A 23,602-nucleotide genomic window follows, 5' to 3' on the forward strand; every position below is an offset into this window, starting at 1 on the left:
ATGCCTCAAGCAGCTCCAAGCTTCGGTGCAGCCCCCCTTATCCTGGACATTTCACGTTTGTTGAACCGCGCTGGCGCTTCCGTTCCCACAGGCATAGACCGTGTCGAACTGGCCTACGCGCGCCTGTGCCTGACACGGCCTGACAGCGTTTTCGTGGCCATGCACCCCATGGGCACAGTCAATGTCCTTCAACGTCCCGCTGTGGCTGCGTTGGTCGGGGCCCTTTGCGACACGTGGCTTCAGGGGAGGGCACACACCAGGAAAGCGCGCCACCTGGCAAGTTCCATGACGCTTGGCCTCCTTAAACCCAACTTGGCCTGGTGGCGCCTTGGAACACGTATGCGCCATCAGGCGCAGCAAACTGGGCAAAGGCCACTGTACCTGCTGCTTTCCCACCACCATTTGCACAGGCCGCGCGCCATCAGGCGCATCATGAATCATTTCCAAGCCCGTTTCGTGCCCATGGTGCACGACCTCATCCCGCTGGATTACCCTGAATACGCACGGCCAGTTCAGGAAAAGCGGCACAGGCAACGCCTGAACACAGTGCAGGCGCTTTCACACGCCATCCTGACGCCAGCGCAACATGTGGCGGACCGCTTAAAGATCCACTATCAACGCCACCCCGCCCATCAAGCAACACCGCCCATCATTCCTGTTCTGCATGGCGTCGACATTCCCACCACCCTGCCACAACCTTCTTCTACCCCCCCTCTGTCCGAACGGGCGGAATTCGTGGTCATCGGTACCATTGAACCCCGCAAGAACCATTTGCTTCTGCTGCATTTCTGGCGTGCCATGGCCCAGGACTGCGTCACAGATCCCGCGGCGCGCGCACGCCTGCCCATTCTGCATGTGGTTGGAAAGCGGGGGTGGGAGAACGAAAACATCCTGGACCTGCTCGAACGTTGTCGTGATCTGCAAGGCTTGGTGGTGGAGCATAACAACATGGTGGATGAAGCCTTGCTGATGCTGTTGAGCAAGGCGCGAGGCTTGCTTTTCCCATCCTTTGACGAAGGTTTCGGACTGCCTTTAGTGGAGGCCCTTGCCTTAAAGGTGCCTGTCATCTGCTCAGACCTGCCCGTGTTTCATGAGATCGCAGGGGCCCTGCCAGATTACGTGGACAGCTTGGACGGGATGCGCTGGCGCATGTTGGTTGAGGACTATTGCCGTTGTGGCCCGCTTTGGCAGGCACAGAGGAAGCGCCTTTCCACCACGGACTGGCAACCACGCAGTTGGCGGGAAAGCATTATGGAGGCCCTCAGCAAGCTTCAGGCCATCCAGCCGTGAACATTCCTGACCTGCCGGTGAACCCCGGCCTGGGGAGCATGTTTGCCAAGGCCGGCTTCGCAACCCTCCTCACGCTACTTTCATGCCGGGCAGTGGATTACCTCGCCCTTTCAGGCGCCATGAAACGCGGCCTGACTCACCCTTTAGACAGCAAGGGCTGGTGGCTGGGGGAACTAGCCTGGCTGGGCCTGTTGGGGCTTTTTGAGCTTGTGACGGGCACATGGCTGTTTTCAACAGTGTGCGTTGTGGTGCTGATGGGCGCCCTGGCCATCGCCTCACGCGTGAAGGAAGGGGTCCTGCGTGAACCACTTGAATTCACGGACTTCATTCTCATCACCAACATCATCAAACATCCGGCCTTTTACCTGGACGCTGTCCCAAGGCCCCTGTTCGGCGCCGCGTTCCTCGTCATCATTGGATTGGTGGGCTTCATCATCTGGCAATCAACAACGGCGCTGACACCACGCTTCGTGGGCGCCTGTGAAATGGTGGTGGGATTTGGGATCCTCTGGGGTTGTCTGCGCCACACCACCATCATGGGGCGCAATGACTTCACGCGGCACACCCCACCTCAAGTGGTGACGGCCCATGTCCAGCGCCATGGCATGCTGGCCACCCTTCTGGGCCACAGCCTGCGTTGGATGGAGCCAAGGCCTGCCAGCACCCCAGACCCACTCAACCTGTCCCTGGGGCAGGAAGCGCTGCCTGACCTCCTGCTGATCGTTCAAGGTGAATCGTGGGCTGAGCCGGACCAAATCTTCACCGGGCTTCCCCAAACCCCCGTTCCACTGCCTGCCCTCAACAGGATCCGTTCAGAACCCAGTACATGGTGGGGCGATCTGGTGCCCAGCGGTTTCGGGGCTTACACCATGCGCACTGAACATGGGGTGCTGTTTGGCCTGGCAGACAGCCAGTTGGCGCACCGCGCCTTTGACCCTTACATGACGGCTGCTGAAGACATCGCCTGTGCCCTGCCCAACCGTCTGGCGCGCTACTATCGTCAACGGCTGTTCATCCATCCCCATGACCTGCGTTTCTACAACCGTGACCATCTCATGCCCAAAGCCGGCTTCAACGGCTTGGTGGGGCCAAAGGCCTTCCAGGGGGCCAAGTCCTGTGGGCCTTACGTCAGTGACAAAGCGTTGGGCCTAGACATCATGCGGCGCCTTGAAGGTTACAACCCAGCGGCGGGACGCCTCTACATTCATGCCGTCACCATGGAGAATCACGGCCCCTGGCAAGCAGGCCGTGCAGGCGCAGCCACCGCCCTGGACGCCTGGCTGATGCACGTCCGCCACAGTGACGACCTTCTGGGGGAACTGGACCAAGCCTTGGAAGCTCAAGCTCTGCGGGGCCACAGTGGCATGTTAGTGTTTTTTGGCGACCACCGTCCCGCATTCAAAGAGTGCGCGCCTGGGCGCTCCCCAGCCACGCGCACCACGCCATGGCTCATCAAGCGCTATCCACCATCCAATGATGCTCACCCAGACCAAACTGTATCCAAACAAAACGTGACCCTCACCCCAGCCGCTTTGCATAAGGTCATTTTGGAGGCTTTGCTGCGCACCACCACAGCGCGAGCAAGCGAAGCTGCGCAGTGAACTTTACGGTTTGATCCATTTGGGGCATAGTCCAGGCTCCAGCGCAAAGCACTGGCTGCTTTGCTTCCCATGGCCCAGCTCCACAAGAAATGTTCCCATGACAGCAGCATCCTCCTCAGCATCCATTTTGCCCGTCATTCTGTGTGGGGGAAGCGGGACAAGGCTTTGGCCGCTGTCGCGCAAGAACGCGCCCAAGCAATTCGCGCCCCTGCTTTCTAAGAACTCCATGTTCCAGGAAACTGTGCTGCGCGTTACCGGGCCCAAAGTGTTGGCACCCTTGGTCATCTGCAACGCTGAGCAGCGTTTCATCGTGGCTGAACAGCTGCGCGCCATTGGGATCAAGCCCTCAGCCATCATGCTTGAGCCTGAGGGGCGCGATTCAGCGCCAGCCATCGCCGCAGCGGCTGTGTGGGCCAGCAAGAAGGCACCTGACGCCTTGCTTTGGGTGAGCCCTGCAGACGCACTGATGGAAACCGGTCCTGAATGGGACAGGGCCTTCCAAGCTGCCTGTGAGGCCGCACAGGCTGGCGCCATTGCCACATTCGGCATGAAGCCCACCAAGGCGGAAACCGGTTATGGCTACATCGAACGTGGCAAGCCTTTTGAAAACGCCCAGGGGGATGTGATCAAAGGCGCCTTCCAAGTGAGCCGCTTCACGGAGAAACCCGACCAGACCCAGGCTGAGGCCTTCCTGAAATCCGGCCGCTATGACTGGAACGCCGGCATTTTCATTGCCCAGGCCAAAACATGGATTGATGAATTCCAGGCCCATGAGCCTAAAGTGCTCAAGGCCGCCCGTGAGGCCCTCAAGGATTCCCAGGCCGATCTGGACTTCATTCGCCTTGACCCCAAGGATTTCGCCAAAGCCCCCAAAATATCCATTGACTATGCTGTTGCTGAACGCACCAGCAAGGCGGTTGTGGTGCCGGCCAGCTTCACATGGTCAGATGTGGGCAGCTGGTCAGCTGTGCACGAAGCCACCCCACAGGATGAAAATGGCAACGCTGTGCGCGGTGATGTTGTCCTACATGACGCCCACGACTGTTATGTGCGTTCAGAAGGCATGCTGACCACGGTCGTGGGCCTTGAGGACGTCGTGGTGGTGACCACCCGTGATGCAGTACTGGTTACGTCCCGCAAACGCGCGCAGGACATCAAGCCCCTGGTCAGCAAGCTTCAAGGCCTGCAACGCCCTGAGGTCATCAACCACAAGCATGTTGCCCGCCCTTGGGGCAGTTATGAGACCATCGCCCTAGGTGACCGCTACCAGGTCAAGTCCATCAAGGTCGACCCTGGCAAGAAACTTTCTTTGCAAAAACATCACCACCGGGCGGAGCACTGGGTGGTGGTCAGTGGCACAGCCATCGTCACCCGTGGTGACGAGCGCCTGCAGCTAACTGAGAACGAAAGTGTCTATTTGCCACTGGGTGAGGTTCATCGCCTGGAAAACCCAGGCGTCATCCCCCTCGTTCTTGTGGAGGTGCAGTCTGGCTCCTATCTGGGCGAAGACGACATTGTGCGCTTTGAGGATGACTACGCGCGCCACAAGTGATTCTCTTTCGCATCGGCGCCTTGCCAGGCCAATCTGGCAGGGCATGTCACTTTCTTTGGCAAAAAGGCTGGGCAGCACATGAAAATCTCTGAATGGATGAATCGTTCTGGGGTCAAATTTGGCACCAGCGGTGCACGCGGCCTGGTCGCGGCAATGACGGATGAAGTGTGTTTTGCCTACACGGTGGGCTTCCTGCAGCATTTGGAACGCCAGGGTGAGTTCAAGCCTGGTCAACCCATAACCATTGCAGGTGATCTGCGTCCCAGCAGTCCACGCATGATGCGCGCCTGCATGGCAGCCGTTGAATATATGGGTGGTAAACCTGTGTGCGCCGGTTTCGTGCCCACTCCTGCCCTTTGCCACCATAGTTACAGTCGTGCCATGGCTTCCATCATGGTGACTGGCAGTCACATTCCTGATGACCGCAATGGCTTGAAGTTCAACCGTGCGCAAGGGGAATTCCTGAAACCTGATGAAATCGCCATGCGTGAAGAGGACGTCACCCTCCCTGACGGCCTCTTTGACGGTCAAGGCATGCTTGCTCAAGACCACGCCATACCTTTGCCAGATCAGGCTTGCTCACAGCTGCAACCTGAATTGCTGAGGCAGTATGTCCAACGTTATGAAGATTTCTTTGGGTCAAGCGCTCTAAAAGGCCTTCACATTGGAGTTTATCAGCACAGCGCTGTGGGGCGAGACGTGTTGAAGGTTGTTTTGGAACGTCTGGGGGCGCAGGTCATGCCCCTAGGCCGTTCAGAGCGTTTCATCCCTGTGGACACGGAAGCTGTGCGTCCAGAGGATGTGACTTTAGCGCGCCAATGGGCAACTGAACATGGCCTTGATGCCATTGTGACCACAGATGGTGATTCAGACCGCCCTTTACTGGCTGATGAACAAGGTAACTGGATCCGTGGTGATGTCCTGGGTCTGGTGAGCGCAGGGTGGCTGGGGGCTGGTGCGGTAGTGACGCCCATCAGTAGCAACACAGGCCTGGAGGAAATGGCACGCCAGCAAGGGCTACAGACACGGCGCACGCGCATTGGCTCCCCCTTTGTCATTGAAGCCATGACAGAGCTTACCAAAGCGGGGCAAGGGCCCGTGGTGGGATATGAAGCCAATGGTGGTTTCCTGACGGCTGAGGCCCTCCCCCACCCCACCAGGGATGGGAGCCTCGCGCCGCTTCCCACGCGTGATGCCGTGCTACCGTTGCTGTGTGGTTTGATGGCGGCCCATGAAAACAAGCTGCCACTAAGCGCCTACTTCAAAAAAGCGTGTCAGCGGGTCACGGTCAGCGACCGCATTCAAAACAAACCTCGCGAGGAAAGCTTGGGCCTGATACAAGCCCTGCGCGCTGAACCTGCTGGTCATTTGGAGAAAATGGGCTTGACCGCTCAATGCGGAGCCCTTGTCGACACAAATGAACTGGATGGTCACAGAATGACCTTCAGTTCTGGGGACGTAGTTCATCTTCGCCCCTCTGGCAATGCACCGGAACTGCGCATTTACATTGAATCAGATTCCGCCCAAAAAGCTGAGCAGCTATTGGCCAATGTGTTAAAGGCCTTAAGCCAATGAATGTTGAACCCTACAGTTGATAGTAGCGATCAATGGCAGCATCGACTGTAGGGTATTCATGTAGTTTGCGGTCATGGACGATGACACCTCTGGTGCAGTATTTGCGCATAAAATCCATATCGTGTGAAACAATCACCAAAGTGCGATTGGCACGTTTACCAAAGAGTTCCTCACGGCAACGCTCCCCAAAACGCGCATCACCCACCATGAAAACCTCATCAGTAAGGTAACAGTCAAATTCAATCGCTAAGGAAAGGGCAAACCCTAACCGAGCCTGCATGCCTGAAGAATAGGTTTTGACTGGATCGTAGAACTGGCGCCCCAACTGAGCAAAATCCTGCACATAATCCAAGGTTTCATGGTAATCAATATCATAAACACGGCAAATAAAACGCAAATTATCATGACCTGAGAGACTGCCTTGAAAAGCGCCCCCGAAACCTAATGGCCAAGAAACGGTCATGCCACGCTTGATGGTGCCTCCTGTAGGTAGCTCAGCCCCTCCCAACAATTTGACAAATGTTGATTTGCCGGCACCGTTACGCCCCAGCAAACCCACCTTGTCACCGGGTGCGATAGCAAGGTTCACTTTATCCAAGATAAGACGTTTCTCTTTACCGACATGATAATATTTACTAAGTTCTTCTACCTTAATGATGCCTTGATCTTCATTCATGACTGTGTTCACATTTCAATATATTTACGTGAATGCATACTTAAATACATTCCAACCATCAACATAATAGTACAGGACGCCAGCATGTAGGGCACTGAATAATGTGGCACCACCTTTAATCCAAACACCCCCTGCCGTATCATTTCTATAGAGTCGGCCAAGGGGGATGCCTCAAGAATCCATTGATAACGTGATGGCAACCAGTCTGTCATGATAAATGCCCCGGTCAAAGGAAGCGACAAATACATTGTGATTGACATGGCCTTTTCAAGGAATTCTGAACGCTCTGTTAAGGGCGCTAACAGTATTGCAAAGGCAAAACAGAAATAACAAGTGAATCCTAATCCAGCTAGGACCAAACCCCAATCAACAGGCCATTCCATGTAACCCAGCATCACTGCTCCAGTCACTACCAGTACGCCTGCCAGTATGGTGCCTATTATTTCCAGAACAGCACGTGCCACAATAATGTCTAAGGGTGTCACCAATTGATGATATAGTAGTGTCGAATTTACTTCAAATGCTTTCACCGCACGCCCTGAACTGTGACGCCACATAGTCAATGGCACATAACCTGTCACTACCATGGCAGTCATTTTCAAGCCATGTTCATGAGAGGGTCTTATGGCCGTCCAAACAATGGCTACCCCAGCACAAAATAGAATGGGCTCCCCAATAACCCATAGAAAACCAATGTTCTCACGGCCATAGCGCGTATGAATCTCACGCATGAGAAGCGCATGAATGACCCTTAACTGAGTGTTGAAAGCGCGTAAAAGCGTGGGGTTAACATGTCGGGCCGCACTGCGCCTATGAAGCATATGATATGTTTCAGGCGTCACTTTACTGGAGGGCATGTTCACGTGCTCCAGCAACCAAGAGGCTACCCGTCACATACACACCTAATGTGGTGACCAAGGTAATAATCAAGATAATGGTGTCCTTGGGATAGACGGGATAGTCTGGCAGGCTGGGCTGAGTGATTATGGTGATGTACAGCCTTTCTTTGTCAGCCTGTTGTTTGGCCATCTCTAAAGCTGCAGTCTCTGTGGATAGTTTCTTCTGAACAATCTTCTGATCAACCAGCAATTCATCATAGGCTGTGATTTTCGGAATCATTGATTTGGGATCCCGCCCCACAACATGCGCCTCAGCCTGGTTAACCTGCGCCTGCAAAGAGGCAATACGTTGCTTATAGACCTGAATGAGGGGACTGTGAGGTGAAGTGCGCATTAATTGAACCAAATCGGCCCGCAGCATGCTCAATGTCACTTCAAATGAGTAGGCTGTAGAAACCATCGGGGTGGATTGCTTCAATGGATCAATGATTTCATTGCTATGCCGGTAACGTGCCAAGTTTAACTCCACATCGTGAAGTTCCTTGCGCGTTTCATTGATCTCACGTTGACTGGCTGCAATGAGATTCTGTCTTTGTCGCTCGTTCATGTCATTGACAAGCTTTTCCGCCCCCTTAACCAGCCATTTTGAGATCTCCTGGGCATCATGAGGGGAGAATGCCCTCACTGTCAGATGAGAAATGCTGTCTTCCTCGTCAATCTCAGCTTTCACATGCCTTTTGTAGTATTTGTAAAAGCTCTCAAAATCCTTTCGCGTGAATATGGATGGAAAGCGCGCAAATTCATCAATGTAGGAATGGCTGAACATGTTGTGCAATTCAGGTGTCTTCAACAACATCTGTGCTGCATCACGCGACATCATGAAGTCTTCCACAGCATAGGTGTCTTCAGAGGCACCACTACTGCCCTCTATAAGAGACCCCAACCCTGCGGGCATTGATGAAGTCGATTTGCCGCGCACCAAGAAATGGGTCTCTGAAATATATTGAGGTGAGGCGAAACACCATAAATAAATAGCTACAACCGTGGTTGGGAAAATCACTATCAGAAAAAACATCCACTGTTTAACAGTCATGTTTTCAATGTATTTCCAAATTTTCTCCATCAACCTGGAGAAGAAGCCCTTATTGGCTTCACCATAAGCCACTTGATTCATCAAACCCTCATGAGACCCCAATGAAGGAGCTTCTGTGTGACTAATATTTTGCTCTGACGCCAAATAATTTTCATACAAGGTTGCAGCTTGTGGAGGCTCATGCTGTTCAGGGGGCGCCTCTTGGGCAACCTCATGATGGTGTTCGGCCTGTGCAGGCTCATGCTGTTCAGGGGGCGCCTCTTGGGCAGCCTCATGATGGTGTTCAGCCTGCTCAGGCTCATGCTGTTCAGGGGGCGCCTCTTGGGCAGCCTCATGATGGTGTTCAGCCTGCTCAGGCTCATGCTGTTCAGGGGGCGCCTCTTGGGCAACCTCATGATGGTGTTCGGCCTGTGCAGGCTCATGCTGTTCAGGGGGCGCCTCTTGGGCAACCTCATGATGGTGTTCGGCCTGTGCAGGCTCATGCTGTTCAGGGGGCGCCTCTTGGGCAACCTCATGGTGGTGTTCAGCCTGCTCAGGCTCATGCTGTTCAGGGGGGGCCTCTTGGGCAACCTCATGGTGGTGTTCAGCCTGCTCAGGCTCATGCTGTTCAGGGGGGGCCTCTTGGGCAACCTCATGATGGTGTTCGGCCTGTGCAGGCTCATGCTGTTCAGGGGGCGCCTCTTGGGCAACCTCATGATGGTGTTCGGCCTGTGCAGGCTCATGCTGTTCAGGGGGCGCCTCTTGGGCAGCCTCATGATGGTGTTCAGCCTGCTCAGGCTCATGCTGTTCAGGGGGCGCCTCTTGGGCAGCCTCATGATGGTGTTCAGCCTGCTCAGGCTCATGCTGTTCAGGGGGGGCCTCTTGGGCAACCTCATGGTGGTGTTCAGCCTGCTCAGGCTCATGCTGTTCAGGGGGGGCCTCTTGGGCAACCTCATGATGGTGTTCGGCCTGTGCAGGCTCATGCTGTTCAGGGGGCGCCTCTTGGGCAACCTCATGATGGTGTTCAGCCTGCTCAGGCTCATGCTGTTCAGGGGACGCCTCTTGGGCAACCTCATGATGGTGTTCGGCCTGTGCAGGCTCATGCTGCTCCGACGGCAGATTCTGTTCAGCCTGCTGAGAAGAGTGCTGATGGTCTTCCGGCTGATCTGAATGCATGCTCATGGGCAATGTTGCTCCTGCCTGTCCCGTTGCCACAACATATTATACAATTGGCAGGCCCTTGCCATGCTTGATGTTGCTTGAGCCATTCACCCCACCACTCCAAGTGCCTTGTAGAAATCAACTAATTTTCCACGGTAATGCTGTGGGGAGAAAGACTTTGCCTGCACAAGGCCTTTCTTAGTCAATTCTGCGCAAAGCTCCCCGCTCCGCTCAAGTTTGCCAATCGCCGCCGCCATTTCATCGACATGATAGGGATTCACGCCCAAAACGGCTTTACCCCCTATTTCCGCCAAGGCCCCTTCACATGACGTCATGACAGGCACACCTGCCTGCATGGCTTCAAGAACAGGCAATCCAAAGCCTTCCGCCAAGGAAGGGAAAAGGAATGCCCGCGCTCCTTCGAGGAGTGCAGCCAAGTGTCGTTCAGAAAGGTAATCCATTATTTTGATGCGTCCTGTCTCCACCCCTTGTTGGAGAAGTGCGGTCTCCCCCTGTTCTTTCCAAGCGCGGCCACACACCAAGACTAGGGGCATGGCCCCATCTGCCTTCAGGTAGGCCTCCACCATGCGCCCTATGTTCTTTTTGGGTTCCAAAGCTCCATAATAGAGAAAATACCCCTTTCTTTCCAAAGAGGGGAAAACGCTTCCCTGGAAAACTGGTTCGTGAAAGGCACCATCACCATAATTGGCCTCCTCTCGCTCAACGCTCTGCCCCAGGTTGTGCAGTTTAGGGGCTGAGGCAGGTTCAAAGTCTAGGACCGCTTTTCGGGAGGATTCTGAAACCGTCAACAAGGCATCTGCCTTCTTGCAAACCATAGCCAGCAGTTTCCGGTAATAACGTTTGTTGTCCTGGGTGGTGTGAGGCAATGTCAACGGCACAGTGTCATGAAGTGTGTAAATGTTCCGTGCGCCGTCCAAACGCATTGGAACAGGGTATGTCCAATGCATGACATCCACCCCCAAGGGGTTCTTGACTTTCAGAAAACGTCCCGTGGTCCTGAAAAAGCCGCTGGCGGCCCTATAGAGATTCGGTACATTCCAGATGCGGTCAAAAGGCGGCAGGCGATGTTCAAGCGCCCGGATATCGGTACGTTCGCCCAGCGCTATGGGGCAGGGAACATGTCCCCTTAAATGCCTTCCCGTCTCACTAAACCACGCAGGCTGTGGAAACCGCGCCTTTTGCAGGGGGATCTCCTCTGCCATGGCATTCAGGAACAATGTCTCACGCAGATCTTCTGGGTCTTTCCAGCCAATCCCAAGCCCAAACAGCAGATCGACCTGCGCTCCAAGCTCATTCAAGCGCCTTGCCAAGGTGCGCCCATAACGCGCCACACCAGTGCCATGAGGAAGGGCCATGTTAAAGCCGTCCACGCCTACGCGCACACCTTTCAAACAATTATTCTGCATGTCTTCAGGGCCTTTCAAGGTGGTGTCGTCACTTCCATGGTTCCACATGAACTGTTTTCAAGATTATCTTCATGAAGCGTGGCTGGCTCTCAAGCCGTGCAACCATTCCAAGTAAGCTTTTTCCTGCCACCTTGAAACGTCCTGAAGCTTCAGGGCCCGCCTTCGCCCCCGCTCTGTCAGCTCAGCGCGCAATAACGGCTGGGCTTCCAACGCCACCAAGGCTTGGGTCAAGTCTGGAACAGAGTGCGCCCTCACCAAAAGCGCCCCATCACCAGCGGTTTCCGAGCAGGCATGATGGCTGCTTGTCACAACAGGTGTTCCCAAAGCCATGGCCTCCACTATGGGGTAGCCGTACCCCTCAGCCAAGCTGGGAAAAACCAAGGCGCAAGCTTCTTCAACTGCACGCAGCAACTGCCCACGCGACAGCCAAGAATGGCGCTTCACACGTTCCGGGTGGGGATGATTGGCCCATGCCTTGAGCGCCTCAGCGGCCTTCCAACCATCTGGACCCACCAGATGCAGGATGCGCTCTGTTCCAGAGCGGCCATGAGCTTCAATGAGTCTGGACAGGTTTTTGCGTGGCGTCATGCTGCCACAGAACACAAATCCCCCCCCTGGAAAAGGTGAGGGGGCTTTCTTGCGGGCCTCTTCATCCGCTGCTGAAAGAGGGAAGGGAGGCTGCCAAACCTTCAGGTCCCCTTCCTGCAAACTGGGAAAAGCCGCAAGCATGTCCTTCTTGACTGCCTCACTGACCGTGACAAAGCACGTGCCGGCTTTTAGGTGGGCTTCCAGGATGCGCTGAAGCTCATTTGGCTTATGGCCAACAAGCTCCGGCTGCAACAAGGGGATCAAATCATGAACTGTCATGATGTTGGGCCCACCTGCCCAGAAAACAGGGACAGGGCATGTCCAGTGCATGAAGTCAAAAGGGTTCGCTTGGCCAGAGGAAACCTCCGTCAAGCGTCCCGTGCGCCGGAATTGCCTTATGGCATGGCTGTAAAAGCGATGTGGCACGCAGCCTTGCCCATCCATGAGCGCCTTTGCGGTCAGGCTGGCTTTACAGTGCTGAGTCCAATTCATGCCCCAGGACAGCGGGGGCCTTTCAGCCAGCCAACACGTCCCCAGGCCCAAACGCTCATTATCTGCCGCAAGCAACCTTGTGTAGGTGGCAATCCCTGTGCCGTCCTTTTGGACAAGGGGATGATGATTGCGGCAGTCCATACCCACACGCCACTGCATTGGTAATGGTTTGGTGGAATGTGGTGCGGAAGTCATTTTCTTCAGGGGCTTGGTAGTCCAGAACCTGACTGCGCCAAACGGTTTGGCGTTTGGGCAGCGCTTTTCTCCAGCTTGTGCTGGCGCTTGCGCCAACGGGTGAAATCACTGCCAAGCAGGTAATCCATCACGGGAAAGGATATGTGGAAGTTCGTGTTCTGCTCGGCATAGTGGTGCACGGCATGGTGACGTCGCAGGAAGGCAGCCCAGCCTTTTTCCATGGGCCAATTGTGCGTGCCATAATGCACCGCGTCATACATGAAATAACCAGAGAGAAAACCAGCGAACATCCCTTTGCCCGCTTCGCCGCCAATCCAGGCACACACACCCGCCACACCCAGACCAAAGGGAATGCTAACCACCAAAGGCATCAAGGTGCGCAAGGGATGACGCGGCTGGACATGATGGTTGCCATGGATGATGTAAACCATTCGTTTCAAGGCAGGGATTTCCGTCTTAAAATGAAACGGCCAACGATGGCACACATATTCAGTGACGAGCCACGCCCCCATGCCCACCAAAGCCCATCCCAACAGAGGCAGGAAAGGCACTGTCACTAAGCAGAACGTCCAGGTGCCAACCATCATCAGCCCCCAAAACACGATCCACACCCGGAAGGACATGTAAGTCAGCCGTTCAAGCCAACGGGCCTGGAAAATCTGAACTGGTGGGGCGTGACGACTCAACTTGGGACCAAACAATGACATCTGCGCTCGTCCTTCCAAATGTCCCACCCAGATTAGCAAGTTGGACCGTTGCCATGTCCTGGCATCAGAAGCTACGCCAGGAAACCTGGCACGCCACAACCATTCTGACACATTTTCAGGGATGTATTACACAGTTCCAGCTTTTGGCAACAAACATCCCAACTGCCCTGGTTAATGTCTGAATGCGGCATGACCTTGACCGAAGTGCACACCATGTCATAACGGTATGTCCCTGCCAGTGCCTTGCCTGGCCTTTCCACTGGACAGCGGCAGTCACCCCCTTCATGGAGCATATGGTCCATTGCAGATGTCTGAACGTCCTTCTGTGCTTCTCAGCAGGCCTTGCCATGGAAAGGCTTCATTGCCCCCAATGCACGAAGCGGCGATGAAGGGCCGTCCATTCTGGCGCAGACTGGGCACATTCATGCTAGGCTGCGCTTTCCTGGGCAGTGGCGCCTGCAACTGGGTTCCACAAGCTGCCCCAACACAATACATGGTCCGCCACGGAGCACGCTCCAAGCAGAACCGCGAGGGGATAAACTACAAGCTCCTTGCCATGACGCCCGACATCGCTGACATCCTCAGCGCGGAGGTGCCACCCACGCTGTCGAGCCTAGACAAGACCACCAGGCGCTATGGCCAAAATGACCACATCGGCCCTGGTGACGTCTTGGACATCACCATATTTGAACTTGGCAATGGCTTGTTTTCCAGTAGCGACCGTGGTGTGGGAGGTGGGGGTAGTGGCGCTTCCAGCACTCCAGTGGCCACCGCACCACCGCGTATTTCAACACAAAAGCTGCCCCCCACGCAGGTTGAAGGCAATGGGACTATCATGGTGCCCTATGTGGGCACGTTGCATGTGGCTGGCATGACACCTATTCAGGTTGCTCACCTCATCCAAAACCATTTGTGGGGCAAATCACAGGACCCGCAAGTCATGGTGCGCATTGCCAATGACATTGGCAACACCGTGATCGTCTCAGGCGAAGTCAAGAAGCCAGGCCGTGTGGTGTTAAGCTTGGCAGATGAACGCCTGTCAGACCTGGTCGCCATCGCCGGCGGCGCCTCCTACCCGCCCAGTGACACAGAAATTGAACTGGTCCGTCACGGCCATGTGGGCATGACGGATCTCAGTACCCTTGAAAACAGGCCGGAAGAGGACATCCGGGCCGATCCAGGTGACCGCTTGCGTGTCATCTACCAGCCCCGCACCTACACCGCCTTTGGCGCTGTTGGTCAAAGCCAGGCGCGCAATGAAATCAAGTTTGGCACAGCCAACCTGACTTTGGCCGGGGCCCTTGCGCGCGTTGGCGGCCCTTCGGCACAAATGGCTGACCCAGAGGCCGTTTACCTCCTGCGTTATGAAGATTCGATCGTTGCCCATAAACTGGGTCTTGAACCAAGCCGTTATGGCAAAGGTTGGCCGGTTGTCTACGAATTGAACTTGCTTGACCCAGAACAGTACTTCCTGGCCCGTCAAATCCCCATGAAAGACCATGACATCCTGCTCTTCGCCAATGCCGCGACTGATCGCTACTACCAGATCAACCAGTTGATCGGTACCTTGCTCGGTGAGGCAAGCATGGCTGGGCTGTACGCTGTACGCTAAAAAGGTCCTGACGAGGTGACGCTGGCGTGCGGCGTGCTGTGTGAAAGGGGTGGGGTAGTTTCTCAACCCTTAAGGGCACCACGCAGATCGTCACCTCAAATGAGAAACTGCTTGGGTGCCTCAGGCAGCGGAGTCCTGGGTGGGTTTCCATCCCTCTGCACGCAGTTCCGCCAGAGGCTTGCCTGTGCGAAGCACTTCATGGGCACAGGCGTCAATATACTCTTTCTGGGCTGGGGTGATGTGACCTGCGCGCAGCGAGAGGGGGGCATCCATCAAAGCGGCTTCAGCGTGGTCTTTGTCCATGATGGGAAAGGCGCGGCGCGCTTCAAGGGCAAAGGCGCTGTTTGGCAGTGCCATACGTTCAGCTTCGGTCAAAATGGCCATGGGGACTCTTTCAAAAATGGTTTCATGTTGATGGAACCAGAACTGGGCACCATCCTTTGGAACCATTAAGGCACAATGCCGTTGGAAACCATAGATTTCTCCATGGTTCCATAGACTGTACGCCAAGTTTCCCCACCAGCGCTTTTGAAATAATCTATGCTTCCTAATGGGAGCGAGCCATTGAGCACACTCTCCACCATTCCTTTTTGCCGTCACCAAAACGAAGGCCTCCAATGACGTTTTCAGCCTTGTTTCCACGTGCCCTGTCAGGGCTGACCCTGTCAGCCTTTTTGATGGTTCCCTACCCAATCGAAGCCCAGCCTGCGCCGCCGCCACCTGATGGGACCCGCCATATGCACCCCATCCTGGTCAATCCCCATGATTACTGGCGTGAAGTAGCCGCTTTGAGCACCAACGACGACATTGTGTTCCGTTTCTACCCTGGCAGTAGCGAAAGTGATTCCAAAAAAACCTGGGACAAGCTGGTCTCAGGAGTTGTCGACATCATCAAGCTCAATAGTGGTCCTGACCGTAAGCCAGGCCGCGTGGCAGCATCATGGGAAACCCACACCATCCTCATCAGCGCACCAGCCCCTGTTATGCGGCAGATCTGGCTGTTCATCGACAGTGTCACCCAAAGCCAAGCAGCCCAGAGCAAAGGCGGCACCGTGTCCATTGCGCCAGTTTGGTGAAAATGCCCTAAGCTGAAAAGGGAACCAGCAAATGCTGATTCCCTAACCATCCCAGGCTAAAAGCCGCGACTCAACCGCGCCAATGGGGCTTTTTGGTCGCCTGCCCAATGCCAGGGTTCATCTGGTTGCAGGGGTCCAAGTCCTTGTAATGCGCCACCAAATCATCAGGGGCATGGTAGTGGTGCCCAAAATTGTGTTCGGCCGGGTAGCGAGCGCCACGTTCATCCATGCCTTTCAGCAACACCTCCTGCAGGGCATGGTCATCAACGCCTTTCTTCAGCACATAGACCTGATGCATGACGTGGCACATGAAATGGCCGAAATAGAGTTTATGAAACATTTTGTCCGCTGCTTCCGGCGGGACACGGTCTTCCCAGTTGCGCTCATTGCGGCGTAAGGCCACGTCAAGCGTCAGAAGGCCCCCAACCTTATTGGGATAAAGCGCAGCATAGCGTGACGCAGTGCCAGCAGCAGCAAAGCGAAACAGGAACGCCTGCTTGCCTTCCTCCTCACTGCAGGCCAGAACAGCGCCTTCATGGGCTGGGTCGGCGAAGAAACGTTTCAGCCACGGCCCTGCCTCCGCCGCCATGGCGCCTGGCAACCTGAGAACCAGATGATGTTTGTAAGGGGCAGCGAACGCCCTAAGCCGCTTGGGCAGCTGCGACGGCAACAATGTTGCCACAACCTGCATGATCCTATCGGTAAGGTTGGTGGGCAGCCATGAACTATCCCGCGCGAAGGCGTCAACGCGCGCCTTAAGGGCGAACATGCTCGGCAGGAAGCCTGTGCCCAGGTACTTGATAATGGCCATAGTGTCACGGCCATAGCGGTCTGTGAGGCGGAAAATGTCCTGGCTCATATACTCCCCTGCAATGGGGATATCTGAGAACTGGGTGAGGAGGCCACGCCGGGCTTCCTCAAGGGCTTCAACAGAGTTGCACCCCACATAAAAAACCTGGCTGCCCTTCTCAGCGGGGAAGGTGTCAACCCGCACAGCAAACACCACAAGCTTGCCAGCGCACCCTGCTGCCTCATGCCATTCGCTGGACAGGGCATTGAAGCGCGCTGGGGTTTCGGCATCAACATCGCGCACACGTTCAATGTAGCGCGTGTCATGACCGGCACCAGCGTTCCAATCAATGGATTGGGGGTCAAACTGGCCCTTTTCCACAGCGCGCAGGATGGCTTCAGGCTCCCCAGGCAGGCTGATGCCCAAATGGTTAACCAGCTCCAGCTGGCCTTGCGCGTTCACGCGGCCAAAAAGGGCCATTTCAGTGTAGGCTGGTCCACGGTGCACCAAGGCACCACCAGAATTGTTACTGATCCCCCCCAAAACGGAGGCCCCAATGCAGGAAGAGCCAATCACTGAATGAGGTTCGCGCCCGATGGCACGCAGCTGCTTTTCCAGCTCATACAAGTCAGCACCTGGCAAGCAGACTGCTTGGCGCCCATCACCTATCAGGTGAATGCCTTTAAGTTCACGTGTGCTGATGATGACCAGCGGGCGGCCGTAATCATCGCCATCTGGCGTGGAACCACCCGTCAGGCCCGTATTGGAAGCCTGCATGATTACCGCGCAGCCAGCTTCCGCACAGGCCTTAGCAACACGCCATAGCTGCACAAGGCTGGTCGGCCGCACCACAGCGTTGGCGGCGCCCTCACCATAGCGGTAACCACGCCTGTAACGCCATGTGGCTTCCGGATCGGTGAGGACATGGCCATGCCCCACTATAGATCTCAGTTTGCTGATTAGATTTTGAGGGGAAAGAGGCTGGGCTGCTTGGATGGTCTGTGTGGTTTCGCTGGTCATGGGCTCCGTCCTTCATGAACGGCGCTTAAACTGCCTTTTACAAACTTGTCACGCAATCAAACAGGGCCTGTGGCGTAGCGGATCTGCCGCGCATGGGAAGCATATCCTGATTGGCCTGACCATCCCTCAAAGGTGCGCCACTGAGGGTGCGCTTGTGAAAAAACGTTCCAAAGCACTGGTATCCAACAGCACCCAAAGTGGGGAATCACCTTGTCCCAAACGCGTATTGGGCACTTCCTCCACAGCACGCAGCAAGGCCTCCATTTGAGCTGTAGTGAGGGCTTGACGGCCTTGCAAGCCTTCCGGAACCAGACAATCCACCGGCAGGAGGCCTTCATGGGCCAAGCGTTCACAGGCAGCCATCTGGTCAGTCAGTATCAAATCACCAGAGGGTGCCATGCTCAGGATGTAAGCTTCATGAAGCTGCATGACGGGAATCCCCAGCGCACCGGGGACAACGTGCTTGGCCTGCACACCCACTATAAGGGGTTCTTGGCTTCCAATAGGGCCAAAGGGGGCTTGGGGGGCTTCCACGCCTTCTGGAAAAGCAGGGGGGTCCATCAACAGGTCCGGCAAAGCATCTGCTGGTCCAGGCACCTGCTGGTGCATCCCTTCAGGGCGTGGCTCCTCCCCAGCTGGCGCAGCGCGCGGATTTTGAAAAGCCTGCAAGCTCTCCTGAAGTTGCCTGAACGAAACTGAACCCCGCAGGGGAGAGACTGCTTGAGAAGATGCATGTGCAGCGGGCGTACGGGCACGCTGACGGGGCTTTTGCCTCTGGTCAGCGCGCTGGCCACCTAATTGGCCTTCCTCTGATGCGGCCGTGGCATAACGGCCCAAGAGCCCTTCCAAAGCATTAATGACGAAGCTGCGCACAGCTGCCTCATCAGCAAAGCGCAGCTCCGTCTTGGCGGGGTGAACATTAACGTCCACCTGTTCCAAAGGCAGCTGTAAATGAAGCACCAGGGACGGGAATTGGCCTTTTTCAAGGTATGGGCGGTACGCCAGCCGCACAGCGGTTTTCAACACAGGATCCATGACAGGCCTGTTGTTGACGAGGAAGAACTGCCCTGCGCTTGACGTCCGTGCCAACTCAGGTGGGGCAAGCCAGCCTTCAAGCTGCATAGCGCCCTGGGCGCGTTTGCAGTGTAGCAGTTTCTCTGCATTCAGGCCCAGAACAGCTGCAGCGCGCTGGGCAGCGTTCTGCGCGGGCACCTCCAGCACGGTTCGCCCTTCCAGGCGTAATGTGAAAGCGCAATCAGGAGCACTGACAGCCAGCCGCCTGAACACGGCTTCACTTTGGCGTGCCTCAACACGGGCGCTTTTCAGAAACTTGCGGCGCGCTGGGGTGGCATAGAACAGGTCACGCACAACAACACGTGTGCCTTGGGGACCTGAAGCAGGCTGGGGGGCCTGAACCGCCCCCCCCTCCACCAGGAGGCGCCATGCCATTTCCCCCTCCCCCCCCACACGGGAAGTGATTGTCAAGCGGGCCACAGCACCTATGGATGGCAATGCCTCCCCTCTAAAGCCCAATGTCGTGATATGGGTGAGGGAAGCTTCATGGTGCTGACGTGTAGCCAACACTGGCTTCATACCATCCAGGCCAGCCTGCCCCTGTTCAGAGAAAGGCAATTTGGAGGTGCAATGGCGCTCCACTGCCAAGGTGAGGTCACGCGCGGTCATACCCACGCCGTCATCAGTGACCTCCACCATGTCGCAACCGCCGCCGACCAGGTTGGCCTCAATGCGCAGGGCCCCAGCATCAAGGGCGTTTTCCACCAACTCCTTAAGAGCAGCCGCAGGCCGTTCCACCACCTCCCCAGCGGCAATGCGGTTAATGATTTGCCCAGAAAGGCGCTTCAAAACAGGACGAATGGCAGGCAGGCTGCGGCTGCTCACAAGGGGCTTTCAGTGTTTGCGCGTTGTGGGGGTGGCACCTTCACTGAAGGAGCGCCCCAAGGCTGAGTCGCGCTTGATGCGTGCATTCTCAGCCTTGCTGTCCACCACATCGCCGGCACCACCGCCTTGCCAAAACATCAGGCTGTCCACAAAGCCCTTGTCGGCATCGCCCAATTCAGCGTTGTGGGGCGCTTTGGCGTTATGCTGGGCTTGCAGGACCAGTTCACTTTGGCCTTTGCTGCCCTCGCCTGTCTCGGTGTGGAGGGCCGTTTCCGGTGCCAGCGTCTGCAGCGCTTGCACACGTGGACTTTCATCGGGGCGGTTGGCGTTGGCGGCGCCAGGCAGCACCAGCTTTTCGGATGGGGGCATGGCGAGGGGGGCGCGCGTTAATACTGTGTATTCGTCAGGCAAAGTGCGCTTGATGCCGAAAGCACGCATCGCATCCTCACCTGAACAGCCTGCGAGGCTCCACGCACCCATAAAAAGCGCCAAGGCACCGGCCAAAGGACGTGTCAAACCTTTGGAGGCAGGGCGGGTCGGAGCGCCTGTTGGTGTCATGCTGTCGGCCACCTGTTGCTCACCTTGTTCCAAGTGTTGTTCACATTCAGGCACGATGTTGCCTCTCCGCCAGGAGCGAAGCCAGAATCCAAACACCCACACCACCAACGATGAAGGCGTCAGCCACATTGAACACATACCATGACCAGTGGCCAACGTGAAAATGAATGAAATCCTCCACCGCCCCATAGCGCCAACGGTCCACCACATTGCCCAAGGCACCCCCCATGATGGCCCCACAGGCCAGCGACACCAGCACGCTGCGGCTGCGCCACAGCAGCACCAATAAAACAAGACATGCCAAAAGCGACACCACCATGAACAACTCAGGCGCATGGCCACCAAACATGCCGAACGTCACGGCATGATTCCACACCAGCGTGAAATTCACGGTGGGCATCACAGCCACGCTGCCACGGGGTTTGTGGGCTAGTTCCAGGCCATTCAGTACCCACCATTTGGATGCTTGGTCCAGAATGAAAACCAGCACTGCCAAAATCAGGGCAGCGCCATGGCCATAACGCTCAGCCCAACCAGGCGTTACGGGCGTAGGTGCATTGGGTGTGGAGGTTGCGGCGTCAGGCAGGGGTGCTCTCCTGGCTGGTCATCACGTCCACACAGCGCAGGCACAACCCAGGATGAGCGCTGTGCTGGCCAACATCAGGCAAATTGCGCCAGCAGCGTTCACATTTGCTGCCTTCCGCCACGCTGACCACCGGTTCTGCTGGGGCTTCGCCGCCTGCCAAGGGCAACACGGCAGAGGCAATGCAGAAATCAGCCCAGTCAATATCCTGGCCAGCTTGGCGTTCCTCCTCCGTCAGGGGAACCGTCACGGAGGCTTCCAGGGAGGAACGCACCAACCCTTCGCGGCGCGCACCTTCAAGGGCGGTGGTCACGCGGCGGCGCGCGGCACGCAGCTTGTCCCAACGCTTGCCAATCTCTGGCTGCAGCCAAGCTGCCTCTGGCTGGAAAAGACGTTGCATGTGCACGCTTTCCTCATGGCCAAAGCGTGCTTGCCAGGCTTCCTCAGCAGTGAAGACCAAAACAGGTGCAAGCCATGTGCACAAAGCGCGGTGGAGGATGTCCAGCACCGTGCGCGCGCTGCGCCGCTTGTGATTGTTGGAGGCGTCACAGTAGATGGCGTCTTTGCGGACGTCGAAGTAGAACGCTGAGAGGTCATTGTTGCAGAAGGCGTGAACCAAGGGATAGACGCCGCTCCAGCGGTGGGTTTTGATCGCTTCTGCCACAACCTGGTGCAGCTCCGCCAAACGGTGGAGGATGTACTTCTCCAACGGGGGAAGGGCGTCATAGACCACCCTTTCCCCAGCTGTGAAGCCATCAAGGGCACCGAGGGTCCAGCGCAGGGTGTTGCGCAAACGGCGGTAGAGCTCCCCCTGCTGGCGCAGAATGTCCTTGCTGATGCGCAAATCATCATTGACATCGGAATTCATCACCCAAAGGCGCAACACGTCAGCGCCCAAGCTGTCGGCCACCTCAGAGGGGGCGATGACGTTGCCCAGGGACTTGGACATTTTCCGCCCTTCCCCATCCAACACAAAGCCATGGGTGATGATGGCCTTATAAGGCACCCCTTCCCCTGCCCCCACGCTTTCCAGCAAAGAAGACTGGAACCAGCCGCGATGTTGGTCTGAGCCTTCAGCGTAAAGGTCGGCCGGAAAGTTCATGCCAGGCTGGTGCAGGACGAAGCGGTGGGTACAGCCGCTCTCAAACCAGACGTCCACTACATCAAAGACTTGCTCATAATCAGCTGGGTCGCGCCCAGGTCCCAGAAAAACGGCTGGATCGGCCTGGTACCAGGCATCAGCGCCCTTTTCGCGGAAAGCCTTCACGATGCGCTCCATCACTGCGCTGTCACGCAAGACCTCGCCAGTGCGCTTTTCAACGAACACAGCAATGGGCACACCCCACACGCGCTGGCGCGATACGCACCAGTCAGGGCGCTGCGCCACCATGGTGGTCAAGCGCGTGCGGCCAGCAGCTGGCACGAAATCCACCTTCGCCAAGCCTTCCAAAGCACGTTCACGCAACTGGGTGCCATCGCCATCAGGGCCTTCAGCAGGGGCGTCCAATGAAATGAACCATTGGGGCGTTGCCCTGAAAATTACCGGTTTGCGGGAGCGCCAAGAATGCGGGTAGGAATGCGTGATGTCGCTGGCCGCCAAAAGGCCTGCAGCGCGGCGCGCCTTGGCAGGCTGGTTCCAAGCGTCCTCCCGGGCCTCCTCAAGCATGGCGCGGACAGGGGCTGTAGCCTTGAAAATATGCACCCCAGCCAGTTCTGGGACCCAAGAGGCGTACGTGCCGCCATCCTCAACCAGTTCATCAACCTTAATGCCGTGGGCTGTGCAAAGGGTGAAGTCATCCTGGCCATGGGCTGGCGCCATATGCACCAATCCTGTGCCTGCGTCCGTTGTGACCCAGTCTCCCAACAGCACAGGTACATCATGATCGTAGCCGCGTCCGCGCCAGGGGTGGGCGAAAACGCTCCCCTCCAGCTCAGCGCCTTTCAGGCGGCTCAGCTCCTTGTGGGCTGAAATGCCCGTAGCCTTGAGGAAATCGTCTAGGCGCGCAGCAGCAACGAGCAAACGCATGCCTGGCTTCACCTGCGCACCCTCTGTGGTGGCAGTGGCTTCAACCACCACGTAGTCAATATCAGGCCCCGCTGCGATGGCGCGGTTGGCTGGCATGGTCCAAGGGGTGGTGGTCCAAATGACCGCCGACACGCCCTCCAACTTACCGTTGGTGCTATCCTTCACATTAGGGAAAGCGACATGAATGGTGGTTGAGGTAACGTCGTGATACTCAATCTCCGCCTCCGCCAAGGCGGTTTTCTCAACCGGGCTCCACATAACAGGGCGCAGGCCGCGGTAAAGCCGCCCATTCATCAGGAACTTGCCGATTTCCTCAACAATGGCCGCCTCGCTGGAGAAATCGGCCGTGGCGTAACGGTTCTGCCATTCAGCCTGTACACCAAGGCGCTTGAAGCCTTCTTTCTGCACTTCAAGCCAGTGCCAAGCATATTGGCGGCATTCGTCACGGAACTGCAGGACAGGGACAGCATCCTTGTCCTTGCCCTTTTTGCGGTACTCTTCTTCAACCTTCCATTCGATAGGCAGGCCATGGCAGTCCCATCCTGGCTGGTAGCGTACCTCATGGCCACTCATGCGTTGGGCCCGGTTGATGACGTCCTTTAAGACCTTGTTCAAGGCATGACCGATATGGATGTGGCCATTGGCGTAGGGGGGGCCATCATGGAGGGTAAAGCGGCTTTTGCGGCTCCGCCCTTGCTGGGCAATCTTCTCATCCAGTGCCATGGCCTCCCAGGAAGCCAAAATTTCCGGCTCGCGCTTGGGCAGATTGCCCCGCATGGGAAAAGAGGTGCGCGGCAGGAAAACCGTTTCGCGGTAACGGTCCTTGTCGGGGCTGCTGGCAGTGGACTTGGATGAGGTCATGG

The 23,602-nt window shown here is 56.4% G+C and carries 19 protein-coding genes; 7 read left to right on the top strand and 12 right to left on the bottom strand.

The annotated features are described in order from the left end of the window. The 4 genes from E3E12_RS03550 to E3E12_RS03565 all read left to right on the top strand — a co-directional run bounded on the left by E3E12_RS03550 (position 1) and on the right by E3E12_RS03565 (position 6,018). Positions 1-1,290, top strand: coding sequence for a glycosyltransferase (locus E3E12_RS03550; protein WP_168194377.1), 1,290 nt, complete (start codon positions 1-3; stop codon positions 1,288-1,290). Next, the gene (locus E3E12_RS03555) at positions 1,287-2,891 is read left to right on the top strand and encodes a sulfatase-like hydrolase/transferase (protein ID WP_141443075.1); all 1,605 of its coding nucleotides are present in this window, start codon (positions 1,287-1,289) and stop codon (positions 2,889-2,891) included. The genes E3E12_RS03550 and E3E12_RS03555 overlap by 4 nt, the downstream gene beginning before the upstream one ends. Positions 2,892-2,988: 97 nt before the next feature. Then, positions 2,989-4,443, top strand: a complete 1,455-nt coding sequence (locus E3E12_RS03560) for a mannose-1-phosphate guanylyltransferase/mannose-6-phosphate isomerase (RefSeq protein ID WP_141443076.1) — start codon at positions 2,989-2,991, stop codon at positions 4,441-4,443. Between the two features lie 78 nt (positions 4,444-4,521). After that, complete coding sequence (locus E3E12_RS03565) at positions 4,522-6,018, top strand: phosphomannomutase (protein WP_141443077.1); 1,497 nt, start codon at positions 4,522-4,524, stop codon at positions 6,016-6,018. 10 nt (positions 6,019-6,028) lie between these two features. On the opposite strand, the gene E3E12_RS03570 is transcribed toward E3E12_RS03565, so the two are convergent. From E3E12_RS03570 to E3E12_RS03580, 3 genes are read right to left on the bottom strand one after another with little or no spacing between them, the layout of a single operon-like run. Continuing rightward, positions 6,029-6,694: an ABC transporter ATP-binding protein gene (locus E3E12_RS03570; RefSeq protein ID WP_206338665.1), complete on the bottom strand. Its 666-nt coding sequence runs from the start codon at positions 6,692-6,694 to the stop codon at positions 6,029-6,031. Between the two features lie 8 nt (positions 6,695-6,702). Further along, positions 6,703-7,551, bottom strand: a complete 849-nt coding sequence (locus E3E12_RS03575) for an ABC transporter permease (protein WP_350337582.1) — start codon at positions 7,549-7,551, stop codon at positions 6,703-6,705. Beyond that, a complete protein-coding gene (locus tag E3E12_RS03580; RefSeq protein WP_149498249.1) occupies positions 7,538-8,707 on the bottom strand; it encodes a capsule biosynthesis protein in 1,170 nt (389 codons plus the stop codon). The genes E3E12_RS03575 and E3E12_RS03580 overlap by 14 nt, the downstream gene beginning before the upstream one ends. Positions 8,708-8,827: 120 nt before the next feature. On the opposite strand from E3E12_RS03580, the gene E3E12_RS03585 reads away from it, so the two are divergent. After that, a complete protein-coding gene (locus E3E12_RS03585) occupies positions 8,828-9,775 on the top strand; it encodes a hypothetical protein (protein ID WP_141443080.1) in 948 nt (315 codons plus the stop codon). 98 nt (positions 9,776-9,873) lie between these two features. Here the strand turns inward: E3E12_RS03585 and E3E12_RS03590 are convergent, their stop codons facing one another. From E3E12_RS03590 to E3E12_RS03600, 3 genes are all read right to left on the bottom strand, one after another. After that, positions 9,874-11,241, bottom strand: a complete 1,368-nt coding sequence (locus E3E12_RS03590; RefSeq protein WP_141443082.1) for a glycosyltransferase family 4 protein — start codon at positions 11,239-11,241, stop codon at positions 9,874-9,876. 21 nt (positions 11,242-11,262) lie between these two features. Further along, on the bottom strand, positions 11,263-12,060 hold the full coding sequence (locus tag E3E12_RS03595) for a glycosyltransferase (protein ID WP_168194378.1): 798 nt from the start codon (positions 12,058-12,060) through the stop codon (positions 11,263-11,265). 413 nt (positions 12,061-12,473) lie between these two features. Then, complete coding sequence (locus E3E12_RS03600; protein ID WP_141443085.1) at positions 12,474-13,175, bottom strand: sterol desaturase family protein; 702 nt, start codon at positions 13,173-13,175, stop codon at positions 12,474-12,476. A gap of 493 nt (positions 13,176-13,668) precedes the next feature. Here E3E12_RS03600 and E3E12_RS03605 point away from each other — a divergent pair, with 493 nt between their 5' ends. Next, positions 13,669-14,787, top strand: coding sequence for a polysaccharide biosynthesis/export family protein (locus tag E3E12_RS03605; RefSeq protein WP_240810560.1), 1,119 nt, complete (start codon positions 13,669-13,671; stop codon positions 14,785-14,787). A 120-nt stretch (positions 14,788-14,907) separates the two neighbouring features. Here E3E12_RS03605 and E3E12_RS03610 read toward each other — a convergent pair whose 3' ends face one another. After that, entirely contained in the window at positions 14,908-15,171 is a 264-nt protein-coding gene (locus E3E12_RS03610) for a hypothetical protein (RefSeq protein ID WP_141443086.1), read from the bottom strand. 293 nt (positions 15,172-15,464) lie between these two features. Here E3E12_RS03610 and E3E12_RS03615 point away from each other — a divergent pair, with 293 nt between their 5' ends. Further along, entirely contained in the window at positions 15,465-15,863 is a 399-nt protein-coding gene (locus tag E3E12_RS03615; RefSeq protein WP_141443088.1) for a hypothetical protein, read from the top strand. A 70-nt stretch (positions 15,864-15,933) separates the two neighbouring features. Here E3E12_RS03615 and dld read toward each other — a convergent pair whose 3' ends face one another. The 5 genes from dld to ileS all read right to left on the bottom strand — a co-directional run bounded on the left by dld (position 15,934) and on the right by ileS (position 23,600). Then, positions 15,934-17,673, bottom strand: a complete 1,740-nt coding sequence (gene dld / locus E3E12_RS03620; protein WP_141443090.1) for a D-lactate dehydrogenase — start codon at positions 17,671-17,673, stop codon at positions 15,934-15,936. Between the two features lie 126 nt (positions 17,674-17,799). Next, positions 17,800-19,572 (bottom strand): DNA mismatch repair endonuclease MutL, encoded by a 1,773-nt coding sequence (gene mutL / locus E3E12_RS03625; RefSeq protein ID WP_141443092.1) that lies wholly within the window; start codon positions 19,570-19,572, stop codon positions 17,800-17,802. Positions 19,573-19,581: 9 nt separating this feature from the next. Beyond that, the gene (locus tag E3E12_RS03630; protein WP_240810561.1) at positions 19,582-20,052 is read right to left on the bottom strand and encodes a DUF3035 domain-containing protein; all 471 of its coding nucleotides are present in this window, start codon (positions 20,050-20,052) and stop codon (positions 19,582-19,584) included. A gap of 124 nt (positions 20,053-20,176) precedes the next feature. Continuing rightward, on the bottom strand, positions 20,177-20,620 hold the full coding sequence (gene lspA, locus E3E12_RS03635) for a signal peptidase II (RefSeq protein WP_350337585.1): 444 nt from the start codon (positions 20,618-20,620) through the stop codon (positions 20,177-20,179). A gap of 88 nt (positions 20,621-20,708) precedes the next feature. Beyond that, positions 20,709-23,600 carry an isoleucine--tRNA ligase gene (ileS, locus tag E3E12_RS03640; protein WP_141443095.1) on the bottom strand — a complete coding sequence of 964 codons (2,892 nt, stop codon included), beginning with the start codon at positions 23,598-23,600 and terminating at the stop codon, positions 20,709-20,711. Positions 23,601-23,602: the final 2 nt, after the last annotated feature.

Origin of the sequence: Formicincola oecophyllae (assembly GCF_006542395.2) — a bacterium.
Lineage (GTDB): Bacteria > Pseudomonadota > Alphaproteobacteria > Acetobacterales > Acetobacteraceae > Formicincola > Formicincola oecophyllae.